Genomic DNA, 22809 nt, shown 5'->3' with positions numbered 1-22809 from the left:
GGGGGCCGCTACGGAAAGGGGCCCCACGCGGGACCCCGTTCTCGAGTGGCTCCGGCGGGCCGCCGGCGGCTCAGGCGCCGCCGCCCCCGTCGGCGCCGCCGATGACACCCGCGTCCGTGCCGCCGTTCTCCGTGCCGCCGTTCTCGGTGCCGCCGTTCTCCGTGCCGCCGTTCTCGGTGCCGCCGTTCTCGGTGCCGCCGGTGTCCGTGCCGCCGGTGCCGGTCGGGGCGGTGTTCGTCGGCGGGGCCGACGGGTCGTCGGTGTAGGACTGGGACGGGCTGTACGACGGGGTCGGCGTCGGGTTGTAACCGCCCCAGCCGCCGCCTCCGCCGCCCGAGTCGTCCCCGGTGGAGGTGTCCGGGGACTCCTGCGTCACGTCGTCGCTCGGCGTCTCCTCGGCCGTCTTGTCATCGGTGCTCTTGGTGACCGTCGGGCTCGGGCTGGTGTCCTTGCCCGGGTCCCTCGTCTTGTCGTTGTTGAGGGCCAGCGCGACACCCGCGACCACGGCGACCACCGCGAGGACGGCCAGGATCCACAGCTTGCCGCGCCCGCTGCCCCGGTTGCCGTGCCCCTCGAAGCCGCCGTCGTCCCGGCCGCCGCCGTGGTTCGGGAGGATCTGCTGCGGGATCTGGGTGGTGCCGGAGGCGTCGACGGGGTGCGGCAGCACGGCCGTACCGGCCATGCCCGCCGCAGGGGTGTGCCGCCCGTCGTGGGTCTCGACCGGGCCGGTGTTCCAGGTGCCGGTGTGGCCGCCCTGCTCGTACAGCATCTGCAGGGCGTACTGCACCAGGCCGCGCATCTCCTCGGCGGTCTGGAAGCGGTCGTCGGGCTCCTTGGCGAGCGAGCGCATGACGAGGCCGTCCAGCTCCGGCGGGGCACCGTCGGAGACCTCGGACGGCGGCGTCGGGATGTCCTGGACGTGCTGGTAGACCACCGACAGCGGGGTCTCGCCGACGAACGGCGGGCGCAGCGCGAGGAGTTCGTAGAGCAGACAGCCGGTCGCGTACAGGTCGGAGCGGTGGTCGACGGCCTTGCCGAGGGCCTGCTCCGGGGAGAGGTACTGCGGGGTGCCCATGACCATGCCGGTCTGCGTCATCGTCGTCGACGCGCCGTGCAGGGCGCGGGCGATGCCGAAGTCCATCACCTTCACGGCGCCGTTGTGCGTGATGATGACGTTGGCGGGCTTGATGTCGCGGTGCACGATGCCGTGCTGGTGCGAGTAGGCCAGCGCCTCCAGGACCCCGGAGACGATGATCAGCGCCTGCTCGGGGCCGGGCGCCTCGGCGTTGTGCAGCAGATCGCGGATGGTGCGGCCCTCGACCAGCTCCATCACGATGTACGGCACGGACTGGCCGCCCACGACGTCCTCGCCGGAGTCGTACACGGCGACGATCGCGTGGTGGTTGAGGCCGGCCACGGACTGGGCCTCGCGCGTGAAGCGGGCCTTGGAGACCGGGTCCTCGGCGAGATCGGCCCGCAGCAGCTTCACCGCCACGGTACGGCCGAGACGTACGTCCTCGGCCGCGAACACCTCGGCCATGCCGCCCCGGCCGAGCCGGTGGGTCAGCCGATATCGGCCGTCCCCGACCAGCCCGCCATTACCCCACAGTTCCGGCGCATCTGACATCCCGCCGCCAGTCGCCTCGGGGTCGGACGGGCCCTGAGCGCGCTGCTGCTGTGCCATCAGTCCTCGCCGTCGTTTCTGCCCGCGGTGCGCGCGGTGTTGTTACGGTCTCCGTCGGCCACGCTACAGCCTCCGCGCAAGCCGCCGGTCCGGGACGGGCGCCACGACCGGCACGAGACGGACCGGCCATGAAACCGTGCGCCCGCGCGGTCGTGCAAATCCTGTGTACCGGCCGTACGGCCGCTGTAACGCTTCCGCGACGCTTCTTTCGCGTACGGTCACGGAACGGGCACCGAGCTTGACGTGTCAGTGCCCTGGGGCAGACTTGGCCGGGAATAGCACTTTCGATCAACGGCGCCTGAAGGCCTACAGCGGGGGATACGGATCATGAGCCAGGACGGCGCACAGGACCGGTACGCGGGGCGTTCGCTCGCGGGCGGCCGTTACCAGCTGCGTGATCTGCTCGGCCAGGGCGGCATGGCCTCCGTCCACCTCGCGTACGACAGCGTGCTCGACCGGCAGGTCGCGATCAAGACGCTGCACACCGAGCTGGGCCGCGAACAGGCGTTCCGCGAGCGGTTCCGCCGCGAGGCGCAGGCGGTGGCGAAACTCACGCACACCAACATCGTCTCGGTGTTCGACACCGGCGAGGACGACGTGGACGGCATGACGACGCCGTACATCGTCATGGAGTACGTCGAGGGCCGCCCGCTGGGCTCCGTACTCGAGGAGGACATCCGCCGGTTCGGCGCGATGCCCGCCGACAAGGCCCTCAAGGTCACCGCGGACGTGCTCGCCGCCCTGGAGATCAGCCACGAGATGGGGCTGGTCCACCGGGACATCAAGCCGGGCAACGTCATGGTGACGAAGCGGAACGTCGTCAAGGTGATGGACTTCGGCATCGCGCGTGCCATGCAGTCCGGCGTGACCTCGATGACGCAGACCGGCATGGTCGTCGGCACCCCGCAGTACCTCTCCCCGGAGCAGGCCCTCGGCCGCGGCGTCGACGCCCGCTCCGACCTGTACTCGGTCGGCATCATGCTGTTCCAACTGGTCACCGGGCGGCTGCCGTTCGACGCGGACTCGCCGCTGGCGATCGCGTACGCGCACGTCCAGGAGGAGCCGGTCGCTCCGTCCTCCATCAACCGCTCGCTGCCGCCGGCCGTGGACGCGCTGATCGCCCGCGCGCTGAAGAAGAACCCGAACGAGCGCTTCCCGACGGCCGTGGCCATGCGGGACGAGTGCCTGCGGGTGGCGGCCTCCTTCCAGGCGGCCCCGCCGAGCATCGTGCCGGGCACCCCGACGCAGAGCGGCGCGGGCGTGGGCTCCGCGGTGTTCCCGCCGGTCGACCAGGCCGCCCCGGCGCCCGTGAGCGGCGTCCAGACGCCGTACCAGCCGACGCCCGCCCCGAACCCGTACGGCACGCCCACGCCGGCGCCCCAGCCGTCCTACGGCTATCCGCAGCAGGGCGGCTACGCGACGCCGTCCCCGTACGCGGCCCAGCAGTCGCCGTCCACGCCGCCGCCGTACAACCTCACCCCGCAGACGTCCGTCGCCTCGTCGGGCTCGGGCGGCGGCAAGAGCAACAAGCCGGTGATCATCGGCTCCGCGATCGTCGCGGTCCTCGCGGTCGGCGGCCTGATCGCCGCGCTGACCTTGAACAGCGGCGGCGAGGAGAACCAGGGCAAGGGCGGCGAGGCGTCCCCGACGGCCACGGCGACGAAGAAGCCGGGGTACCGGGGGCCGGACACCTCCCGGACGATCGACAGCACCGAGTGCACCGAGCCCGAGGAAGCGCTCAACGATCCCGACAAGATCAAGATCCCGGACTTCCAGTTCAAGAACATCAAGTCGGTGCAGGAGTGCCTGAAGGCCGCGGGCTGGCAGAAGAAGATCGTGTTCCAGGACGAGAACACGTACGGCGACGGCACGGTCATGAGCCAGTTCCCGGTCGCGGGCACGGACGTCGACCCCACCGGGAAGATCGAGATCCAGCTGTACGTCTCGACGGGCAACCCCGCGTCGTCCTGACGGCGCGCGAGGCATGCGGAAGGGCCCGGCGGAGCCGGGCCCTTCTCCGTTCGTACGGCTGCGGACCGGCGCTACAGGTACGGCCCGCCCTGGCGGCCTCCCGCGCGGTGGTCGTCGTGGCCCTCGTGGACCACGCCCGGCGGCAGGGCGCGGCGCATCTGCTCCAGTTGGGCGCGCGCGGCCATCTGCTGGGCGAACAGGGTCGTCTGGATCCCGTGGAAGAGGCCTTCCAGCCAGCCCACCAACTGGGCCTGCGCGATGCGCAGTTCCGCGTCGGAGGGAGTCGCGTCGTCCGTGAACGGCAGGGAGAGCCGTTCCAGCTCCTCGACGAGCTCCGGAGCCAGACCGTCCTCCAGCTCCTTCACCGAGCTGGCGTGGATCTCCTTCAGCCGGACCCGGCTGGCCTCGTCCAGGGGCGCCGCCCGCACCTCCTCCAGCAGCTGCTTGATCATGCTGCCGATCCGCATGACCTTCGCCGGCTGCTCGACCTGGTCCGTCACCGGGGTCTCGTGGGAGTCCTCGTCTCCACCGCCGCCGCTGAGCGCCATGCCGTCCTGGCCCACGACCAGGATCCGCTGGGGGTTCTCCGGCGACCTTTCGTTCCTCGGCATCTCCATGCGGTCATTCTCTCCCACCCGGCATGCGCACTGAATTCCCCGGCACCACCAACCGCCTGGCGGCATCCGGAATGCCGGGATCTGTCGCGGATGTGAGGCTGGCTGCGTGACTGCATGGCTGCGGACGACGCTGGGCGCGGCGGGACTGGTCGGGGTTCTGGTCCTGGCGGGCGGTGGTGTGTCGTACGGGGCCGTATCGACGTACGGGGGCGTTTCGTCGTACGGCTTTGTTTCGACGTACGGGGCCGTTTCGACGTACGGCGGCGTTTCGTCGGACGAGCGCGTTTCGACGGACGGGCGCGTATCGACGTACGCGTCCGTATCGACGGATGGGCGGGTGTCCACGGATGGACGCCGACCGACGGACGAGCGCCGACCGACAAACAAGCGCCGATCGACGGACGAGCGCCGACCGACGGACGAGCGTCGATCGACGGACGAGCGCCGACCGACGGATGAGCGCCGGTTGACGGATGAGCGCCGATCGACAGGCGGGCGTGTATGGGCGGACCGTGTCTTTCCGTCGTACGGAGTCGGGCCGCCGGTCGCGACGGCGTCCGGGGACGCGGCGGGGTACGGCGACGCCGCGGCGGTAGCCGGGCTGCCCGCGGCTGCCACCGAGCCGCCCGGGCCCAGCCGGGCCGGGAATCCGGCGGGTGAGGGACGGGAGCGGCCGGGGCGGGACGAGATGCCGGTGGAGGAGCCGACGAGGGTCCCGCCCGCGACGCGGGAGCCGGTCGAGCCGCCGCCGGAGCCCGTACCGCCGGAGGCCGCCGTCGCGGACCGGGGGCGCGGTGGCGAGCCCGTGCTGCGGATCCTGCCGCTGGGCTCCGGGATGGTGCTGATCGGGCTGGGGCTCGGGCTCGCCTTCGTCGGACTGCGGGTGCGCCGCGGGCAGTTCTGACCGCAGCCGACCCCTCCGGCCGGACCTGCGGTCACTCCGTGACCAGCAGGACCTTTCCGATGTGGCCGCTCTCCTCGACCAGGCGGTGGGCGGTGGCCGCCTCGCGCAGCGGCACCTCGCGGTCGACGACCGGCCGCACGTGCCCGGCGTCGAGCAGCGGCCACACGTGCTCCCTTACGGCCGCCACGATGGCCGCCTTCTCGGCGAGCGGGCGGGCACGCAGGGAGGTCGCGGTGATGGCGGCGCGCTTGGCGAGCAGGGCGCCGATGTTCAGCTCGCCCTTGACCCCGCCCTGCATGCCGATGATCGCGAGCCGGCCGTTGACGGCGAGCGCCTTGACGTTGCGGTCGAGGTACTTGGCGCCCATGTTGTCGAGGATGACGTCGGCGCCCGCGCCGCCGGTGGCCTCCTTGATCTCGGCGACGAAGTCCTGCTCCCGGTAGTTGATCAGGATGTCCGCGCCCAGCTCGGCACAGCGGTCCAGCTTCTCCCCGGAGCCCGCGGTCACCGCGACCTTCGCGCCTACGGCCTTGGCGAGCTGGATCGCCATGGTGCCGATGCCGCTGGAGCCGCCGTGCACCAGCAGCGTCTCGCCGGGCCGCAGATGGGCGACCATGAAGACGTTCGACCAGACGGTGCAGGTGACCTCGGGGAGCGCGGCGGCCTGGTGCAGGGCGACCTTTCCGGGCACCGGCAGCAGCTGTCCGGCGGGGACGGCCACCTTCTCGGCGTAACCGCCGCCCGCGAGCAGGGCGCACACCTCGTCGCCGACGGTCCAGCCGCCGACGCCCGGGCCGATCGCCGCGATCCGCCCGGAGCACTCCAGGCCGGGGTAGGGGGAGGCGCCGGGCGGGGGCGCGTAGTGGCCCTGCCGCTGGAGGATGTCGGCGCGGTTCACGGCGGTGGCCGCCACCTCGACCAGGACCTCGCCCTCGCCGGGCTCCGGATCCGGGACCTCGGCCCAGGTCAGCGCCTCGGGACCGCCGGGTTCGGGAATCGTGATCGCATGCATGAAGGGGACGCTACTCCTCGGTCTCCGGTCGCAGGAGGGTGGGACGCCGGGCGGAGCACCGACCGGGACGTTGGGCTGAACCGGACGGAAATCCGTATGCGTGAGCGATGAGTTTGCGCGACGGTGGAGGTCTTTCCCTGCGTAATCCGAGTACGCGGAAGGACACCCCACATGAGCCAGCACATCGCCGGCCTGGCCATCGAGACCGCGGGCCTGGTGAAGACGTTCGGCGACACCAGGGCCGTCGACGGCGTCGACCTCGCCGTCCCCACCGGCACGGTCTACGGCGTCCTCGGTCCGAACGGCGCCGGGAAGACGACCACCGTGAAAATGCTCGCCACCCTGCTCCGCCCCGACGGCGGCGAGGCCCGTATCTTCGGCCACGACGTGGTCCACGAGGCCGACGAGGTGCGCGGCCGGGTGAGCCTGACCGGGCAGTACGCCTCGGTGGACGAGGACCTGACCGGAACCGAGAACCTGGTTCTGCTGGGCCGGCTGCTCGGGCACGGCAAGAAGGCCGCCCGGGAGCGCGCCGCGCAGCTGCTGGAGGCGTTCGGGCTGACCGAGGCGGCCGGAAAGCAGGTCAAGAACTACTCCGGCGGCATGCGGCGGCGGATCGACATCGCCGCGTCCATCCTGAACACCCCGGACCTGCTCTTCCTCGACGAGCCGACCACCGGTCTCGACCCGCGCAGCCGCAACCAGGTGTGGGACATCGTCCGCGCGGTCGTCACCCAGGGCACGACGGTGCTGCTGACCACGCAGTACCTGGACGAGGCGGACCAGCTGGCGTCCCGGATCGCGGTCATCGACCGGGGCCGGGTGATCGCCGAGGGCACCAAGGGCGAACTGAAGGCGTCCGTCGGCGCCGGGTCCGTGCATCTGCGGCTGCGGGACGCCGAGCAGCGCCCGCTCGCGACCGACGTGCTGCGCCGCACCCTGGACGCGCAGGTGCAGGAGGATCACGACCCGGTGGCGCTGACCGCCCGACTGGGCCGGGCGGCGAGCGACGACACGGCGGCCGCGGAGGCCGCACGAGCGCTCGGCGAGCTGGCCCGCGCCGGGATCACCGTCGACAACTTCTCGCTGGGCCAGCCCAGCCTGGACGAGGTGTTCCTCGCCCTGACCGGACACGACACCCACACCGCGGAGGACCGCACCGCCCGGGGCGGGAACGACGAGAAGGACGAGGTGGCGGCATGAGCACCGCGACGACCACGGAGACCAAGGACCTTGCGCCCGTCAGCGCGGAATCGCTGGCCGCGCTGCTCGTCGCCAAGGAGCGCCCGCCGCGGCCCAGCGCCTGGTCGGCCTCGCTGACCTTCGGCTGGCGGGCCGTGCTGAAGATCAAGCACGTCCCCGAGCAGCTCTTCGACGTCACCGCGTTCCCGATCATGATGGTGCTGATGTACACGTACCTGTTTGGCGGCGCGCTGGCCGGGTCGCCGAAGGAGTACATCCAGTTCCTGCTGCCGGGCATCCTGGTGATGTCGGTCGTGATGATCACGATGTACACCGGCGTCTCGGTCAACACGGACATCCAGAAGGGCGTCTTCGACCGGTTCCGGTCACTGCCCATCTGGCGGCCGTCGACGCTGGTCGGCTATCTCCTGGGCGACGCCCTGCGGTACTCCATCGCGTCCGTCGTGATGCTCACCGTCGGCATGATCCTCGGCTACCGCCCGGACGGCGGGGTCGCCGGGGTGCTCGCCGGGATCGCGCTGCTGATCGTCTTCTCGTTCGCGTTCTCGTGGATCTGGACCATGTTCGGGCTGCTGCTGCGCACGGAGAAGTCGGTGATGGGCGTCAGCATGATGGTGATCTTCCCGCTGACGTTCCTGTCCAACGTCTTCGTCGACCCGAGCACCATGCCGGGCTGGCTCCAGGCGTTCGTCAACAACAGCCCGGTCACCCATCTGGCCTCCGCGGTGCGGGGCCTGATGGCGGGTGACTGGCCGGCCGACGAGATCGCCTGGGCGCTGGGGTGGGCGGCGCTGTTCGTGCTGGTCTTCGGGCCGGTCACGATGCGGCTGTACAACCGGAAGTAGCCGCCCCGCGGCCGGGCCCCTCGGTGCCGCTGTTTTCAGTGGCCCATGGTGGGGGGCAGGCCGGGCCGCTCCTCCGGCTCTTCCGCCGGGACGATGGTGATCACCCGGTCCGTCAGCTCCAGCCGGCCGACGGCCGGGTCGTCGTAGCCGAGCACCCGGTGCCCGCGGACGACGCTCACCACCAGGTCGGGCGTCTCCCGCGGGCTCAGGCCCACCTCGGCCCGGGTGACGGGCCGTTCGACGATGTCGAGGCCGCTGCCCTGCCGGATCAGGTCCTCCATGACCCGGCCGGCCGCCGGGCTCAGCACGGACAGGCCCAGCAGCCGTCCGGCCGCGCCCGCGCTGGTGATCACCTCGTCCGCGCCGGACTGCTTCAGCAGCGGCGCGTTCTCCTCCTCGCGCACCGCGGCCACGATCTTCGCCGCGGCGTTGAGCTGCCGGGCCGTCAGCGCCACCAGGACGGCGGTGTCGTCGCGCTGGGTGGCGATGATGATCTGCCCCGCCCGCTGCACCTCGGCGCGTTTCAGCACCTCGCTGCGGGTGGCGTCGCCGAGCACCGCGGCGTAGCCCTCGGCCGTCGCGGCGTCGATCGCCTTGCTGCTGGGGTCGACCACGACGACCCTCTCCTTGCGCAGCCCGGTGGCGCAGGCGGCGCGGATCGCCGACCGGCCCTTCGTGCCGAAGCCGACGACGACGGTGTGGTCCCGCAAAACAGGCCTCCAGGGGTATGCGGTGTGACGGACGGGCGCGCGTCGGGAACCATGGTGCCGACTGTCCGGATCAGCGTCACAGGGGGCTCACGATGAAGGGCGACGAACAGCCGCATTCCTCGCAGAGGAGAGCGGCTCTTCTGCGGGCACTGTGGTACCGCTCGCGCAAGGAGGCGCGCGACGACGCCGAGGCGGGCCGCGCCATCACGATGCCCACGCAGACCGTCGTACCGCCCCTTCAGCAGGTCATCAAGCGCCTGGTGATGGCGATGGTGGTGCTGGTCGTCACCGTTCTGCTCGTCTACCTCGACCGCGACGGCTACAACGACAACTCCGACGGCTCCGTCGATCTCGTCGACGCGGCGTATTACGCCACCGTCACCCTCTCCACCACCGGATACGGCGACATCACGCCGGTCAGCGACGCGGCGCGGATCACCAACATCTTCGTCATCACCCCGCTGCGCGTGCTGTTCCTGATCATTCTGGTCGGCACCACGCTGGAGGTCCTCACCGAGCGGACCCGCCAGCAGGTCCGCATCCACCGCTGGCGCACCCGGACCCGGGACCACATCGTGCTCATCGGCTACGGCACGAAGGGCCGCCACGCCGTGCAGACCCTGGTCGGGCAGGGCATCGACAAGAGCCGGATCGTCGTCGTGGACGCCCAGCGCAAGGCGGTGACCGCGGCCGGCGACGACGGCTTGGTGGCGATCAACGGGGACGCCACGCTCTCCGAGACGCTGCTCAAGGCGGAGCTGCAACGGGCCTCCCAGGTGATAGTCGCCCCGCAGCGGGACGAGACGGCCACGCTGATCACCCTCACCGCGCGTCAGCTGAACCGGCGCGCCACGATCGTGGTGGCCGTCCGGGAGGACGAGAACGTGCCGCTGCTCAAGCAGAGCGGCGCGGACACCGTGGTGACCAGTTCCAGCTCGGCCGGCCGGCTGCTCGGCACCTTCATGGCCAGCCCGCCGACGGCCCGGGCCCTGGAGGACCTGATGACCCTCGGCAGCGGCCTCGATCTCATTGAGCGCACCGTCACGCCGGAGGAGGTCGGCCGCACGCCCCGCGAGTGCGACGACCTGGTGCTCGCCGTCGTCCGCGACCGCAAGCGCCTGGACTACATGACCGGCTGGCACACCCAGCTCCAGCCCGGCGACCACCTGATCACGGTGAGCCGGCCGGTGACGGACGGGGCGGAGTAGGGAGCGGTGGAGCAGGGAGCGGTGGAGTAGCGAGGACGCGGGCCTCCGGGGGCCGGGGAGTCCGCAGGGCGCCCGTGGGCTCGTCGAGCTGAGGTTGTTTCACGTGAAACACGCGGCGGGACCGGCCGCCGCCGCCCACGGCAGTTCCAGGATCTCCGTGTTCTGCCCCGTCTCGGCCCCGCCCGGCGGTACGACGGCCAGCGCGTCGGCCGCCGCGACGCCGCGCAGCATGGCCGGGCCGTTGTAGTGCAGTGGCACGGCGCGCCGGCCGCGTAGGACGACGGGGATCAGCCGGGTGTCGTACGGGTGCCCGTGGGCGCCGTCCTTCAGCGGCAGCGCGTAGCGCTCCGGCGCCGGGTGCCCGGCCAGGGCGCGCAGCAGCGGCTCGGCGAGGGTGAGCAGCCCGGAGACGGCCGCGAGCGGGTTGCCGGGCAGTCCGACGAGGTACCGGTCCTCCGCGAGGCGGGCCAGCAGCATCGGGTGGCCGGGCCGCACCTTCACGCCGTCGACCAGCAGCTGGGCGCCGATCCGGTGCAGCGTGGGGTGGACATGGTCGACCGGGCCCGCCGCGGTGCCACCGGTGGTGACGACGAGGTCCGCCTCGCTGCCGGTGATCGCCCGGTGCAGCGCGTCGGCGTCGTCGCCGATCCGGCGGACCGCCGTGACCTCGGCGCCGAGCGCCCGCAGCCAGGGCGGCAGCATCGGGCCGAGGGCGTCACGGATCAGACCGTCGTGCGGCAGGCCCTCGGTGAGGAGTTCATCGCCGAGGACCAGGACGTCGACGCGCGGCCGGGGGACGACCGCGAGGGTGTCGTACCCGGCCGCCGCGGCGAGCCCGAGGACGGCGGGGGTCACGAGCGTGCCGGCCGGCAGGAGCTGGTCACCGGTGCGGCACTCCTGGGCGCGGGGGCGGATGTCCTGGCCGTGCCCGAGGTGGTCCTTGGTCGGGTGGAGGCGGCCGTTGTCGTCGGTGACGCCGTGCTCGCTGCGGAGGACCGCCGTGGTGTCGGGCGGAATGCGGGCGCCGGTGGCGATGCGGACGGCCTCACCGTCGGCGAGCCGTGCGGGCTCCGCGTGCCCCGCCAGCACACCGTCCTCGCGCAGGGTCCAGGGGCCGGGCCCGGCGACGGCCCAGCCGTCCATCGCCGAGGTGTCGAAGGACGGCAGGTCGGTGAGGGCCGTCAGCGGGGCGGCGAGGATCAGGCCGAGGGCGGCGTCGAGAGGCACGGTGACGGTGGATCGTCCGGCCTTCCCGGCGCTCGCGCGGGCGGCGCGTCCGGCCCGTTCGGCCGTCGCACGGGCCTCGGGCCAGGGGGTGGCGCGGTGGTGGGCGTGCTGCCGGGCGGAGGCGGCGGTGCCGCCCTGGGCGGCGGCGGTCGCGTCCCGGGGCGCGGGGGCCGCGCCCCGGGCCGTGGGGGCGGGGGCGTGACCGCCGGGGCGAGGGGCGTCGCCGGGGGTGGGGGCGTCGCCGGGGGCCGGGGCGTGGCCGTGGGTCGGGGCATGGCCGTGGGGGGTGCGGCGGTGGGGTGGATTCACGAGGGCCAGGGCCTCCTCTACGTCGAGGTCGTCGGCGTCCTCGCCGGCCCGGGTGCCGGGGGCGGTCATCCGGCGTCCGGGCGCGTGCCGGATCCGGCCGCGGCGTCGTCCGCGGTCTTCTTGTCCGCGGCTTCCTTGTCCACGGCTTCCTTTTCCGCGGCTTCCTCGTCCGCCCAGCGCTGGGCCAGCGCGGCGGCCTTGCGGGCGGCTTCGGCGACGGCCTGCGGACCGCCGTCCGCGCGGGCGGCGGCGTAGCCGACGAGGAAGGTGGTCAGCGGGGCCGCGGGGCGTGCCACCCCGTGCGCGGCGTCGCGGGCCAGGTCGAGCAGGACACCGGTGTCGACGTCGAGGTCGATGCCCAGCTCGTCCTTGACCGCGGAGATCCATTCGTCCAACACGTGCCCATGCTCCCTGATGCGTGCCCTTGCGGAGGCGATGTCGTCCCAGGTGTCGCAGTCGAAGGAGGCGACCGGGTCCGGGACGCGGATGAGGTCGAGCGCGCCGGTCAGCCGGCGCAGCGGCAGACCGGTGAGCGTGCCGTGCCCGGCGGTGAGCGCGGCCAGCTCGCGGCGCAGTGCGCCGGCGCGGTAGGTGGCGACGAGCGGCTGGTCGCGGCCGTCGGCGTCGGTGAGCAGCGCGCCGTCGGCGCCGCTCGCGGCCAGGGCGGCCCGCAGCCGCCGTACCGTGCCCGCGTCGAGGAACGGCAGGTCCGCGGAGAGCACCACGACGTGCTCGGCGGCGGTGTGCCGCAGTCCGGCGTCGAGGGCGGCGAGCGGGCCCGCGCCGGGCGGGTCCTCGCGGGCCCAGGTCACCGGGCGCGCGGTGGGGCGCGGGTCGGCGACGACGACGGTGGTGCGGGCCTCGGCGCAGGCGGTGAGGACCCGCTCGAGCAGGGCCCGGCCGCCCACCCGTACGGCGGGCTTGTCGGCGCCGCCGAGCCGCCGTGCGGCCCCGCCCGCGAGCACGACGGCGTCGTACGGGAGGTCGCCGTACGGGGCGTCACCGTACGACGCGTCGCCGGACGGCACGTCGCCGTGCGCGGCGTCCGGGTTCGGCGGGGGCGCGTGCGAGGTCATGCCCCGAGTATGAGCGCCGGAAAGATCGTTGCCACCCCCGTGCACAGCATGTGGACAGGGGTGGCCGCGAGGGGTGAGCGCGTCACAGGGTGCGCAGCAGCACCGCCGGCTGTTCGACGCAGTCGGCGACGTAGCGCAGGAAGCCGCCGGCCGTGCCGCCGTCGCAGACACGGTGGTCGAAGGTGAGCGAGAGCTGGACGACCTGGCGGACGGCCAGTTCGCCCTCGTGCACCCACGGCTTGGGGACGATCCGGCCGACGCCGAGCATGGCCGCCTCCGGGTGGTTGATGATCGGCGTGGAGCCGTCGACGCCGAACACGCCGTAGTTGTTCAGCGTGAAGGTGCCGCCGGTCAGGTCCGCCGGTGTCAGGGTCCCGGCCCGGGCCGCCTCGGTCAGCCGGGCGAACTCGGCGGTCAGGCCCTCGGCGTCGCGGGCGTGCGCGTCCCGGACGACGGGGACGACGAGGCCCCGCTCGGTCTGCGCGGCGAAGCCGAGGTGGACGTGGTCGAGCTGGACGACCTCCCGGGCCGCCATGTCGACGGTGGAGTTCAGCTCCGGGTAGCGGGCGAGGGCGGCGGTGCAGATCCGGGCCAGCAGGGCGAGCAGGGAGATCTTCGGTCCCCCGGCGGCGTTCATCGCGGCCCGGGCCCGCATCAGCTCGGTCGCGTCGGCGTCCACCCAGCAGGTGGCGTCCGGAATCTCGCGCCGGCTGCGGGACAGCTTGTCGGCGACGGCGCCGCGCACGCCCCGGAGGGGGACGCGGGTGCCTCCGCCGAGGGCCGGGGCCGCCGGGGCCTGGGCCGGAGAGCCGGCGGGGACGGAGGCGGCGGGGGTCGTCGCGGAGGGCTGGGAGGCCACGCGGGTCTGCGGCTCGGGCTGCCGAGCCGTCGTACGGCCGCCCTGCGCGGCGGCGGCGCGCAGCGCGTACTCCACGTCCGCGCGCAGGATCAGCCCATCCGGGCCGGAGCCGGTCAGCTCCCTGAGGTCCAGTCCGTTCTCGCGGGCGAGGCGGCGGACGAGCGGGGAGATCACGGGGATCGGACCGTCACCGTGGACGCGGTCGCCGCTGCCGTCGGCGCGGTCCCTCTCGCCGCTGAGGCGGTCACCGTGGCCGTTGCCGTTGAGGCCGTCCGCGCCACCGTTGACGCGATCGCCGTTCACGCGGTCGCCGTTCACGCGGTCGCCGTCGGCACGACCGCCGTTGACGCGGTCGCCGTGGACATCGTCCCGCCCGGCCGGGGCCGGCGAGGGCGTGGCCGTCCCCGGCGGCTGGGGCCGGACCCGGGGGCGGCGGGCCGGGGGTGCGCCCGTGCCGTAGCCGACGAGGACGTTGCCGGAGCCCTCGCTCTTGCGCGACGCCTCGGCGGTGGCGTCGGCCGGACGGCCGGGCGCCTCGGCGTCGGCCCCGGAGGCCGGGGCGGCCTCGCCGGCCGAAGTGGCGGGAGCGGCCTGATCGGAGGCCGGGTCGGCGCCGACCGCGACGGTGATCAGGGGCGCCCCAACGGGCAGTTCGGTGCCCTCCTCGCCGAAGCGGGCGGTGACCACACCGCCGTAGGGGCAGGGGACCTCGACCATCGCCTTGGCCGTCTCGACCTCGACGACCGGCTGGTCGACGGCGACGACGTCGCCGACCTGCACCAGCCAGCGCACGATCTCCGCCTCGGTGAGCCCCTCGCCGAGGTCGGGGAGCTTGAACTCCAGCACCTGTGCCATCAGCTCTCGGCCTCCCATTGCAGACGCGCCACGGCGTCCAGGATCCGGTCGACGCCGGGCAGATGATGCCGCTCCAGCATGGGCGGCGGATAGGGGATGTCGAATCCGGCCACACGCAGCACCGGCGCCTCCAGGTGGTGGAAGCAGCGCTCGGTGACCCGGGAGGCGATCTCCCCGCCCGGCCCGCCGAACCCGCTGGACTCATGGACGACGACCGCCCGCCCGGTCCGCCGCACCGTGGCGCAGACCGTCTCGTCGTCGAACGGCACCAGCGAGCGCAGGTCGACGACTTCGAGGTCCCACCCCTCGGCCCGCGCGGCCTCGGCGGCTTCGAGGCACACGGGCACCGACGGGCCGTACGTGATCAGCGTGGCGCTCCGGCCGGAGCGCCGCACCACCGCGCGGCCGATGGGTTCAACGTGCTGCGGCTGCTCCGGGTTCCAGGAGTCCTTCGACCAGTACAGCCGCTTGGGCTCCAGGAAGACGACCGGGTCGTCGGAGGCGATGGCGGCGCGCAGCAGGCCGTAGGCGTCGGCGACGGTCGCGGGTGTGACGACGTGGAGGCCCGGGGTCGCCATGTAGTACGCCTCGGAGGAGTCGCTGTGGTGCTCGACGCCGCCGATGCCGCCGCCGTAGGGGACGCGGATGGTGATCGGGAGGGGCATCGCGCCGCGGGTGCGGTTGCGCATCTTCGCGACGTGCGAGAGCAGTTGCTCGAACGCGGGGTAGGCGAAGGCGTCGAACTGCATCTCGACGACCGGCCGCAGCCCGTACATCGCCATGCCGACGGCGGTGCCGAGGATGCCGGCCTCGGCGAGCGGGGTGTCGGTGCAGCGGTCCTCGCCGAACTCCTTGGCGAGTCCGTCGGTGACCCGGAAGACGCCGCCGAGCGTGCCGACGTCCTCACCGAGGACGTGCACGGACGGGTCGGCGGCCATGGCGTCGCGCAGCGCGCGCGTGAGGGCCTGCGCCATGGTGGCCGGCTTGACGGCGACGGTGGTCATCGGTGGGCCCCTTCCTGCTCCGCCGCCAGCTCGGCCTGCAACTGGGCCTGCTGCTCGCGCAGCTGGGTGGTGGGTTCGGCGTAGACGTGGGCGAACAGGTCCATGGGGTCGAGCACGGGGTCCTGGTTCATCCGGGCGCGCAGATCAGCGGCCATGGCCTCGGCGTCGTCCCGCGCGGCCTGGATCGCGGCCTCGTCGAGCAGGCCGCGGGCGGTCAGCTCCCGCTCCAGCAGCTGGATCGGGTCGTGCGCGCGCCAGGTCTCGACCTCGTCGTCGGTGCGGTAGCGGGTGGCGTCGTCGGCGTTGGTGTGGGCGTCGACGCGGTACGTCACGGCCTCCACGAGGGTGGGGCCGCCGCCCGCGCGGGCGTGCCGTACGGCCTCGGTCAGCACCTCGTGCACGGCCGCCGCGTCGTTGCCGTCGACCAGGCGGCCCGGCATGCCGTACCCGACGGCCTTGTGGGCCAGGGACGGGGCGGCGGTCTGCTTGGCGAGCGGGACGGAGATCGCGAAGCCGTTGTTCTGGACGAGGAAGACGACGGGGGCCTGCCAGACGGCGGCGAAGTTCAGTGCCTCGTGGAAGTCGCCCTCGCTGGTGCCGCCGTCGCCGACCATGGCCAGCGCGACCACGTCGTCGCCCTTGAGGCGGGCGGCGTGGGCGAGGCCGACGGCGTGCGGGAGCTGGGTGGCGAGGGGGGTGCAGAGAGGGGCCACGCGGTGGGCGTGCGGGTCGTAGCCGGTGTGCCAGTCGCCGCGCAGCAGGGTCAGGGCCTCGACGGGGTCCACGCCGCGGGCGACGGCGGCGAGGGTGTCGCGGTAGCTGGGGAAGAGCCAGTCGCGCTCCTCCAGGGCGAGCGCGGCGGCGACCTCGCAGGCCTCCTGGCCGGTGCTGGACGGGTAGACGGCGAGCCGGCCCTGCTTGGTGAGGGCGGTGGCCTGCGCGTTGTAGCGGCGGCCGCGGATCAGCTGGGCGTAGAGCGTGCGCAGCAGCTCGGGGTCGGCCTTCGCCGCCGCCTCGGTGCCGAGGACGCGGTACGGCTCCGCGTCGGGCAGCAGCGGCGCGGGGTCGGTTCGGGGCTGCCAGGCGGGCGGCGGTGTGGGCCGGTAAGCGCCCCGCTGCTCCATGACCGTCATGACGGCACCTCCTCGTGGGAGCGGCTCCTCGTGGGAGCGGCTTCGAGAGGCGCGGCGTCTGTGACGCGCCTCACCTACCGATTGTTCGGTCGACGGCACATTTTGGCTACAGGCGGGTCCAGGCTGTGGACAAACGGTTCTGCACAGCTTGAGATGAACGCAGTACGTCCATGGTAGGGAGGCGGGGGGACATGGCACCTGAACAAATGGCCGAGTTCGCCGGTACCGGCGCGCCCCTCCCGCCGCCCCGTCCCCTCGACGCCATCGACCAGGACATCCTGCGGATGCTCCAGGCGGACGGCCGCGCCTCCATACGGTCCGTGGCCGAGCGGGTGCACGTCTCGCGCGCCAACGCCTACGCGCGCATCAACCGGCTCGTCGAGGACGGCGTCATCCGCGGCTTCGGGGCGCGCGTGAATCATGAGCGCGCCGGGCAGGGCACCTCCGCGTACATCACCCTGAAGATCGTCCAGAACTCCTGGCGCACGGTCCGCGAACAGCTGCGGCAGCTGCCCGGCGCCTCGCACATCGCCCTGGTGGGCGGCGACTTCGACGTCCTGCTGCTGGTCCACACCCCCGACAACCGGGCCCTGCGCGAACTGGTCCTCACCCGCCTCCAGGCCATCCCGGAGGTGCTGTCCACCCGCACCCTGCTGGTCTTCGAGGAGGAGGACCTGGAGCCGCAGGGCTGAGCGGCTCCCGCGCGGTCGTCAGTCCCAGGCGCCCCAGGCCAGGCCCAGCAGGAGCAGGAACGCCAACGGCGCCAGCGCGCAGCCGATCGCGGCCACGCCCGCCGTGATCCGCAGTGCTCGCAGGGATCGCCGCCGGGGCAGCACCCAGGCCAGTACGAGCAGCCCGACGGCGCAGTGGAGTGCGCCCCTGAACGGGCCCGGGCCGAGCCAGTGCGCCAGCACGACGAGCGGCAGAGCGAGCACGGACGCCACGAGGGGCGCCCGCCACCACGTCCGGTGGCCGGCGGAGGGGGAGGGCGCGTCGGTGTCGGACATGCGCCCCATGCCATCAGCGCACGCCGGGTCCGGCATGGGGGCGCGTACTCAGTCCGACTGGGCACCCGTACTCAGCCCGCGCGCGGCGTCGGTGTGTCCCGTCGCGACGATGGTGTGTCCCGCGCGGGGGCCTGGTTTCGCGCTCGCTCGGGGCGCCGTGGTGGTCCGCCTCGCTCGTGGCGCCGTTTCCCGTGCGCCTCACCCGGCCGCCGCGTACGTCCGCCTCACTTGGGCGCCGCGTGCGTCCGCCTCGCACGGATGCCGCGTACGTCCGCCCCACCCGGCGCCCCACCCGGCACCCCGCCAGTCCACCCGGTGCCGATGCCGGTGCCGCCTCAGTCCGCCCGGCGCAGCCCGTCGAAGACCAGCCTGACCACCGCGTCACCGACCTCGCGCGCGCCCGCGCCGCGGCCGTCCGGGCGGTACCACTCCACGATGGAGTTGATCATTCCGAAGACCAGCCGGGTCGCCAGCCGGAACTCCACGTCGCCGCGCACGTCACCGTCGGCCGCCGCCGCCCTCAGCAGCTCGGCGACCCGGTGGTCGAAGTCGCGGCGGCGTTCCAGTGCCCACCGCTCGGTACCGGTGTTGCCGCGCACCCGCAGCAGCAGCGTGACGTACGGCAGCTCGGCCGTCAGCACCTCGACCATGCGCCGGACGACGTACTCCAGGCGGTCGACGGCACGCCCCACGCGCGCGTGCTCCTCGTCGAGGATCCCGAAGAGCCCGTCCAGCGCCCGGCTGACGGCCCGGCGCAGCAGCTCCTCCTTGCCGGCGACATGGTGGTAGATCGACGACTTGGAGATGCCCGCCGCCCTGGACAGGTGCTCCATCGAGGTGCCGTCGTAGCCGCGCTCGTTGAAGACCTGGACGGCGACCGACAGCAGGGTCTCCGGGGTGTACGTGTCGCGCCTGGCGGTGGTCATGAGCTGCTGCCCTCCCGCTTGTCGGTGGCGTACGCGTGGCGGTACAGCGCGAGGGACGGCGCGTAGCGGCCGGACGGATCGCGCAGGTGCAGGTCGTCGAGGAGGTCGTAGGCCCAGCTGCGGCCGAGCCGGCGGCTCCATTCGAAGGGACCCAGAGGGTAGTTGACACCGAGGCGCATCGCGGTGTCGATGTCCTCCTCGGTGGCCACGCCCTTGGCGACGGCGTCGTACGCGAGGTCGATGATCCGGGCCACCGCGCGGGCCACGATCATGCCGGGGACGTCACCGATGACGCTGACCTTCTTGCCGAGCGCCTGGAAGAGGCCGGTGGCCTCGGCGAGGGTCTGCGGGTTGGTGTCCTGGGAGGCGGACAGGGCGATCCGGCTCGCCTTGCGGTAGTCGAGGGCGAGGTCGAAGTAAACGACGTCGCGGAACTCCGCCGAGGTCTGGCCGTCGGCGAGGACGAGCTGGCCGCCGCTGGGCAGCACCAGGCGGGTGCCGTTGTCCTCGGCCTCCTCGCGGACCTGGACGCCCGCCTCGCGGATCATGGGCAGCAGCTCGGACGCGGGGCCCAGTTCGCCCTCCGCGACGACGTACGCGGGCGGCTCGGCGGCCTCCGCGGTGTGCGGTTCGGGCCGCTCGGCGCCGTCCCGGTAGTCGTACCAGCCCTGCCCGCTCTTGCGGCCGAGCCGGCCGGACTCGACCAGCCGGCGCTGGGCGAGCGACGGGGCGAACCGCACGTCCTGGAAGAAGGACTGCCACACGGAGTGCGTGACGGACTCGTTGACGTCCTGCCCGATGAGGTCGGTCAGTTCGAAGGCGCCCATCCTGAAGCCGCCCGACTCGCGCAGCACCGCGTCGATCGTGGCCGGGTCGGCGCCCTGGGACTCGTAGACCGCGAACGCCTCGGCGTAGAAGGGCCGCGCGATGCGGTTGACGATGAAGCCGGGGGTGTCCGCGCAGGCGACCGGCGTCTTGCCCCAGGCGCGGGCCGTCTCGTACGCGCGCGTGGCCGACGTGACGTCGGTGGCGAACCCGGAGACGACCTCGACCAGCGGCAGCAGCGGAGCGGGGTTGAAGAAGTGCAGGCCGACGAAGCGGCCGGGGTTGCGCAGGGCGCCGCCGATGGCGGTCACCGACAGGGACGACGTGTTGGTGGCGAGCAGGCAGTCGTCGGCGACGACGTCCTCCAGCGCGCGGAACAGCTCCTGCTTGACGTCCAGCCGCTCGAGGACGGCCTCCACGACCAGCGCGCAGTCGGCGAGCTCCGCGAGGCCGTCGACGGGGCGCAGCCGGGCGCGGGCCGCGTCCCGGTCGGCGCCGGTGAGGCGATCCTTCTCGACGAGCCGGTCGAGGCGGGCGCCGATCGCCGCCGCCGCCTCCGCGGCGCGCCCGGGAGCTGCGTCGTAGAGCCGTACGGGATGGCCCGCGACCAGCGCCACCTGGGCGATGCCCTGACCCATGGTGCCGGTGCCGACGACGGCCACGGGGCTGCTGAGGTCGAGTGCTGTCATGAGCGCGATCCTCCCGCACGGGGTTTTCCACAGATGCGGCGGACCCCCTTGTCCCGACCGATCGTTCGGTTACTCTAACTCTGTCGTCCTGATCCTGCCCATGGCTTTGCCCAGGTCATGAGCTCGACGAGGAGCTCTTGAGACGAGGAGTTGGTCCCGCATGGCCGCCGAACTCACCGCGCCCCAGCTGATCGCCCAGCACCGGCCCACCCTGGACCAGGCACTGGAGGCCATCCGCACGCGCGCGTACTGGTCGCCGCACCCCGAACACCCCAAGGCCTACGGCGAGAACGGCAGTCTGGACGCGGCGGCGGGCAAGGCCGCCTTCGACGCCGTCCTGAACACCCGCCTCGACCTCGGCCAGCCCGGCACCGACGGCTGGGTGGGCGGTGAGGTCTCGCCGTACGGCATCGAGCTGGGCGTGGAGTATCCGCACGCGGACGTCGACGTGCTGCTGCCCGCCATGAAGGCCGGCCAGGGCGCGTGGCGCGACGCGGGCCCGGAGCTGCGCGCGGTGGTGTGCCTGGAGATCCTCAAGCGGATCAGCGACCGGACGCACGAGTTCGCGCACGCGGTCATGCACACCTCCGGCCAGGCGTTCATGATGGCGTTCCAGGCGGGCGGCCCGCACGCCCAGGACCGCGGCCTGGAGGCGGTGGCGTACGCGTACGCGGAGCAGGTCCGCACGCCCGGCACCGCGGAGTGGACCAAGCCCCAGGGCAAGCGCGACCCGCTGGCGCTGACCAAGCGGTTCACGCCCGTCCCGCGCGGCATCGGCCTGGTCATCGGCTGCAACACCTTCCCCACGTGGAACGGCTACCCGGGCCTGTTCGCGTCCCTCGCCACCGGCAACGCAGTCCTCGTGAAGCCGCACCCCCGCGCGGTGCTGCCGCTCGCGCTGACCGTGAAGACCGCCCGGGAGGTGCTCGCCGAGGCCGGCTTCGACCCGAACCTGGTCGCCCTGGCCGCCGAACGGCCCGGCGAGGGCATCGCCAAGACCCTCGCGACCCGCCCCGAGATCCGGATCATCGACTACACCGGCTCCACCACCTTCGGCGACTGGCTGGAGACCCACGCCCGCCAGGCGCAGGTGTACACCGAGAAGGCCGGCGTCAACACGATCGTCGTGGAGTCGGCCGGCGACTACCGGGGAATGCTGTCCAACCTGGCGTTCTCCCTGTCGCTGTACAGCGGCCAGATGTGCACCACCCCGCAGAACCTGCTCATCCCCCGCGACGGCATCCGCACCGACCAGGGCCCCAAGACCTACGACGAGGTGGTCGCCGACCTCGCCCGCGCGGTCGACGGCCTCCTCGGCGACGACGCCCGCGCGAACGCGCTGCTCGGCGCGATCGTCAACCCCGACGTCAAGGCCCGCCTGGAGGCCGCCGCCGGGCTCGGCGAGGTCGCGCTGGCCTCCCGCGAGGTCACCAACCCCGACTTCCCGGACGCGGTCGTGCGCACCCCGGTCATCGTCAAGCTGGACGGCGCCAAGCCGGACGACGAGGCCGCCTACATGAGCGAGTGCTTCGGCCCGGTCTCCTTCGCCGTCGCCGTCGACTCGCCGGCCCACGCGCTGGAGCTGCTGCGCCGCACGGTCCGCGAGAAGGGCGCCATGACGGTCGGCGCGTACACCACCGACGAGGAGTTCGAGCGGGCCGTCGAGGAGGTCTGCCTGGAGGAGGCCGCCCAGCTGTCCCTCAACCTGACCGGCGGGGTGTACGTCAACCAGACCGCCGCCTTCTCCGACTTCCACGGCTCGGGCGGCAACCCGGCGGCGAACGCCGCCCTCACCGACGGCGCGTTCGTGGCGAACCGCTTCCGCGTGGTGGAAGTCCGGCGCGAGGCCTAGCCGGCGCTCCCGACGCTCCCCAGGCTCCAGTGGTACAGCGTCATGGCGACGCTGGTCGCGAGGTTGTAGCTGGAGACCTGGGGACGCATCGGCAGGGACAGCAGATGGCCCGCCCGCGCGCGCAGCTCGGCGGACAGCCCGCTGCGCTCGGAGCCGAAGGCGAGGACGGCGTCGTCCGGGAGCTTCACGCCCCGGAGGTCGTCGCCCTCCGGGTCCAGCGCGAACACCGGGCCCGGCGGCAGCTCGGCCACGTCCAGCCGCTCCACCGCGGTCGCGAAGTGCAACCCGGCGCCGCCGCGCACCACCGTGGGATGCCAGGGGTCGAGGGTGCCGGTGGTGACCACACCGGTCACGCCGAACCCGGCGGCCAGCCGGATCACCGCGCCCGCGTTGCCGAGGTTGCGGGGGTTGTCGAGGACGACCACGGGGGCGGTGCGCGGCGTGTGCGCCAGCCGCTCGAGGTTCGCCGCGCGGGACGGCCGTACGGCGAGGGCCGCCACGGCGGTGGGATGCGGGCGCGGCACGAGCGCGGCGTATGCCGACTCCGGGACCTCGGTGAGCAGCGCGTCCAGCCCCGGACGTACGTCCGGGGCCAGTTCCTCGGCGAGGGCGAGCGCGGCACCCCGGTCGGCGGCGACCGCCACGGGGATCTCGGCGCCGAAGCGGACGGCGTGCTTGAGGGCGTGGAAGCCGTCCAGCAGCACGCAGGAGCCGGCCAGCCGGTGCCAGGCGGCTACGGGGTCGGCAGAGCCGCTGTGGCCGCGGCGGGCGGGGCCGGCGGAGGCGCTGTGGGGCGCTGCGCCGACGGGGCCGCTGTGGCCGTGGCTCGCGGAACCGGCGGAGCCGCTGTGCCTGGGGTCACCGCTGTGCCAGTGGCTCGCGGGGTCGTTCAT

19 protein-coding genes and 1 pseudogene are annotated in these 22809 nt (G+C 73.3%); 7 read left to right on the top strand and 13 right to left on the bottom strand.

The features are described from left to right. Positions 1–70 precede the first annotated feature (70 nt). Entirely contained in the window at positions 71–1684 is a 1614-nt protein-coding gene (locus tag ACIG0D_RS18615; RefSeq protein WP_399801789.1) for a protein kinase, read from the bottom strand. Between the two features lie 327 nt (positions 1685–2011). Between ACIG0D_RS18615 and ACIG0D_RS18610 the strand changes: the two genes are divergently transcribed. After that, positions 2012–3655, top strand: coding sequence for a protein kinase (locus tag ACIG0D_RS18610; protein WP_399801786.1), 1644 nt, complete (start codon positions 2012–2014; stop codon positions 3653–3655). A gap of 71 nt (positions 3656–3726) precedes the next feature. On the opposite strand, the gene ACIG0D_RS18605 is transcribed toward ACIG0D_RS18610, so the two are convergent. Next, positions 3727–4272, bottom strand: a complete 546-nt coding sequence (locus ACIG0D_RS18605) for a bacterial proteasome activator family protein (RefSeq protein ID WP_399801784.1) — start codon at positions 4270–4272, stop codon at positions 3727–3729. Positions 4273–4966: 694 nt separating this feature from the next. Here ACIG0D_RS18605 and ACIG0D_RS18600 point away from each other — a divergent pair. Then, on the top strand, positions 4967–5176 hold the full coding sequence (locus tag ACIG0D_RS18600) for a hypothetical protein (protein WP_399801781.1): 210 nt from the start codon (positions 4967–4969) through the stop codon (positions 5174–5176). Between the two features lie 31 nt (positions 5177–5207). Here ACIG0D_RS18600 and ACIG0D_RS18595 read toward each other — a convergent pair whose 3' ends face one another. After that, the gene (locus tag ACIG0D_RS18595) at positions 5208–6188 is read right to left on the bottom strand and encodes an NAD(P)H-quinone oxidoreductase (protein ID WP_399801779.1); all 981 of its coding nucleotides are present in this window, start codon (positions 6186–6188) and stop codon (positions 5208–5210) included. Positions 6189–6359: 171 nt separating this feature from the next. Here ACIG0D_RS18595 and ACIG0D_RS18590 point away from each other — a divergent pair, with 171 nt between their 5' ends. Both ACIG0D_RS18590 and ACIG0D_RS18585 read left to right on the top strand, forming a co-directional pair. Continuing rightward, positions 6360–7391, top strand: coding sequence for an ATP-binding cassette domain-containing protein (locus ACIG0D_RS18590; RefSeq protein WP_399801776.1), 1032 nt, complete (start codon positions 6360–6362; stop codon positions 7389–7391). Continuing rightward, positions 7388–8236: an ABC transporter permease gene (locus tag ACIG0D_RS18585; protein WP_365756939.1), complete on the top strand. Its 849-nt coding sequence runs from the start codon at positions 7388–7390 to the stop codon at positions 8234–8236. The genes ACIG0D_RS18590 and ACIG0D_RS18585 overlap by 4 nt, the downstream gene beginning before the upstream one ends. A gap of 35 nt (positions 8237–8271) precedes the next feature. On the opposite strand, the pseudogene ACIG0D_RS18580 reads toward ACIG0D_RS18585, so the two are convergent. Beyond that, a pseudogene (locus ACIG0D_RS18580) lies at positions 8272–8958 on the bottom strand (potassium channel family protein); the annotation flags it as partial. An 80-nt stretch (positions 8959–9038) separates the two neighbouring features. Here ACIG0D_RS18580 and ACIG0D_RS18575 point away from each other — a divergent pair. Then, positions 9039–10154 (top strand): potassium channel family protein, encoded by a 1116-nt coding sequence (locus ACIG0D_RS18575; protein ID WP_365756941.1) that lies wholly within the window; start codon positions 9039–9041, stop codon positions 10152–10154. Between the two features lie 99 nt (positions 10155–10253). Here the strand turns inward: ACIG0D_RS18575 and ACIG0D_RS18570 are convergent, their stop codons facing one another. From ACIG0D_RS18570 to pdhA, 5 genes are all read right to left on the bottom strand, one after another. Continuing rightward, entirely contained in the window at positions 10254–11759 is a 1506-nt protein-coding gene (locus tag ACIG0D_RS18570; protein WP_399801773.1) for a molybdopterin molybdotransferase MoeA, read from the bottom strand. Then, the gene (locus ACIG0D_RS18565; RefSeq protein WP_399801770.1) at positions 11756–12766 is read right to left on the bottom strand and encodes an NTP transferase domain-containing protein; all 1011 of its coding nucleotides are present in this window, start codon (positions 12764–12766) and stop codon (positions 11756–11758) included. Before ACIG0D_RS18565 ends, ACIG0D_RS18570 begins: the two co-directional genes overlap by 4 nt. Positions 12767–12848: 82 nt before the next feature. Next, complete coding sequence (locus tag ACIG0D_RS18560; protein WP_399801768.1) at positions 12849–14480, bottom strand: 2-oxo acid dehydrogenase subunit E2; 1632 nt, start codon at positions 14478–14480, stop codon at positions 12849–12851. Then, positions 14480–15484, bottom strand: a complete 1005-nt coding sequence (locus ACIG0D_RS18555) for an alpha-ketoacid dehydrogenase subunit beta (protein WP_399801765.1) — start codon at positions 15482–15484, stop codon at positions 14480–14482. Before ACIG0D_RS18555 ends, ACIG0D_RS18560 begins: the two co-directional genes overlap by 1 nt. Then, on the bottom strand, positions 15481–16617 hold the full coding sequence (gene pdhA / locus ACIG0D_RS18550) for a pyruvate dehydrogenase (acetyl-transferring) E1 component subunit alpha (protein WP_399801763.1): 1137 nt from the start codon (positions 16615–16617) through the stop codon (positions 15481–15483). Before pdhA ends, ACIG0D_RS18555 begins: the two co-directional genes overlap by 4 nt. A gap of 191 nt (positions 16618–16808) precedes the next feature. On the opposite strand from pdhA, the gene ACIG0D_RS18545 reads away from it, so the two are divergent. Continuing rightward, positions 16809–17309, top strand: coding sequence for an Lrp/AsnC family transcriptional regulator (locus ACIG0D_RS18545; protein WP_399801760.1), 501 nt, complete (start codon positions 16809–16811; stop codon positions 17307–17309). Positions 17310–17327: 18 nt separating this feature from the next. Here the strand turns inward: ACIG0D_RS18545 and ACIG0D_RS18540 are convergent, their stop codons facing one another. The 3 genes from ACIG0D_RS18540 to ACIG0D_RS18530 form a co-directional block, all read right to left on the bottom strand. Continuing rightward, positions 17328–17624: a hypothetical protein gene (locus tag ACIG0D_RS18540; RefSeq protein WP_399801758.1), complete on the bottom strand. Its 297-nt coding sequence runs from the start codon at positions 17622–17624 to the stop codon at positions 17328–17330. A 335-nt stretch (positions 17625–17959) separates the two neighbouring features. Then, positions 17960–18550: a TetR/AcrR family transcriptional regulator gene (locus ACIG0D_RS18535; RefSeq protein WP_399801757.1), complete on the bottom strand. Its 591-nt coding sequence runs from the start codon at positions 18548–18550 to the stop codon at positions 17960–17962. Next, a complete protein-coding gene (locus tag ACIG0D_RS18530) occupies positions 18547–20064 on the bottom strand; it encodes a 3-hydroxyacyl-CoA dehydrogenase (RefSeq protein WP_399801754.1) in 1518 nt (505 codons plus the stop codon). Before ACIG0D_RS18530 ends, ACIG0D_RS18535 begins: the two co-directional genes overlap by 4 nt. 160 nt (positions 20065–20224) lie before the next feature. On the opposite strand from ACIG0D_RS18530, the gene paaN reads away from it, so the two are divergent. Next, positions 20225–21916, top strand: a complete 1692-nt coding sequence (gene paaN / locus ACIG0D_RS18525; protein WP_365756957.1) for a phenylacetic acid degradation protein PaaN — start codon at positions 20225–20227, stop codon at positions 21914–21916. On the opposite strand, the gene ACIG0D_RS18520 is transcribed toward paaN, so the two are convergent. Beyond that, positions 21913–22809 carry a TrmH family RNA methyltransferase gene (locus ACIG0D_RS18520; protein ID WP_399801750.1) on the bottom strand — a complete coding sequence of 299 codons (897 nt, stop codon included), beginning with the start codon at positions 22807–22809 and terminating at the stop codon, positions 21913–21915. The two genes, paaN and ACIG0D_RS18520, sit on opposite strands and share 4 nt — an antisense overlap.

The organism is Streptomyces sp. NPDC052773, assembly GCF_044547145.1.
GTDB lineage: Bacteria > Actinomycetota > Actinomycetes > Streptomycetales > Streptomycetaceae > Streptomyces.
The sequence above is the reverse complement of the archived record's forward strand: the minus strand, read 5'-3'. Positions and strand labels throughout refer to the sequence as shown.

Excerpts from the sequence above, each read along its gene's own strand:
- ACIG0D_RS18615 (WP_399801789.1), bottom strand. The coding sequence starts at position 1,684 with ATGGCACAGCAGCAGCGCGCTCAGGGCCCGTCCGACCCCGAGGCGACT.
- ACIG0D_RS18610 (WP_399801786.1), top strand. The coding sequence starts at position 2,012 with ATGAGCCAGGACGGCGCACAGGACCGGTACGCGGGGCGTTCGCTCGCG.
- ACIG0D_RS18605 (WP_399801784.1), bottom strand. The coding sequence starts at position 4,272 with ATGGAGATGCCGAGGAACGAAAGGTCGCCGGAGAACCCCCAGCGGATC.
- ACIG0D_RS18595 (WP_399801779.1), bottom strand. The coding sequence starts at position 6,188 with ATGCATGCGATCACGATTCCCGAACCCGGCGGTCCCGAGGCGCTGACC.
- ACIG0D_RS18590 (WP_399801776.1), top strand. The coding sequence starts at position 6,360 with ATGAGCCAGCACATCGCCGGCCTGGCCATCGAGACCGCGGGCCTGGTG.
- ACIG0D_RS18585 (WP_365756939.1), top strand. The coding sequence starts at position 7,388 with ATGAGCACCGCGACGACCACGGAGACCAAGGACCTTGCGCCCGTCAGC.
- ACIG0D_RS18575 (WP_365756941.1), top strand. The coding sequence starts at position 9,039 with ATGAAGGGCGACGAACAGCCGCATTCCTCGCAGAGGAGAGCGGCTCTT.
- ACIG0D_RS18570 (WP_399801773.1), bottom strand. The coding sequence starts at position 11,759 with ATGACCGCCCCCGGCACCCGGGCCGGCGAGGACGCCGACGACCTCGAC.
- ACIG0D_RS18565 (WP_399801770.1), bottom strand. The coding sequence starts at position 12,766 with ATGACCTCGCACGCGCCCCCGCCGAACCCGGACGCCGCGCACGGCGAC.
- ACIG0D_RS18560 (WP_399801768.1), bottom strand. The coding sequence starts at position 14,480 with ATGGCACAGGTGCTGGAGTTCAAGCTCCCCGACCTCGGCGAGGGGCTC.
- ACIG0D_RS18555 (WP_399801765.1), bottom strand. The coding sequence starts at position 15,484 with ATGACCACCGTCGCCGTCAAGCCGGCCACCATGGCGCAGGCCCTCACG.
- pdhA (WP_399801763.1), bottom strand. The coding sequence starts at position 16,617 with ATGACGGTCATGGAGCAGCGGGGCGCTTACCGGCCCACACCGCCGCCC.
- ACIG0D_RS18545 (WP_399801760.1), top strand. The coding sequence starts at position 16,809 with ATGGCACCTGAACAAATGGCCGAGTTCGCCGGTACCGGCGCGCCCCTC.
- ACIG0D_RS18540 (WP_399801758.1), bottom strand. The coding sequence starts at position 17,624 with ATGTCCGACACCGACGCGCCCTCCCCCTCCGCCGGCCACCGGACGTGG.
- ACIG0D_RS18535 (WP_399801757.1), bottom strand. The coding sequence starts at position 18,550 with ATGACCACCGCCAGGCGCGACACGTACACCCCGGAGACCCTGCTGTCG.
- ACIG0D_RS18530 (WP_399801754.1), bottom strand. The coding sequence starts at position 20,064 with ATGACAGCACTCGACCTCAGCAGCCCCGTGGCCGTCGTCGGCACCGGC.
- paaN (WP_365756957.1), top strand. The coding sequence starts at position 20,225 with ATGGCCGCCGAACTCACCGCGCCCCAGCTGATCGCCCAGCACCGGCCC.
- ACIG0D_RS18520 (WP_399801750.1), bottom strand. The coding sequence starts at position 22,809 with ATGAACGACCCCGCGAGCCACTGGCACAGCGGTGACCCCAGGCACAGC.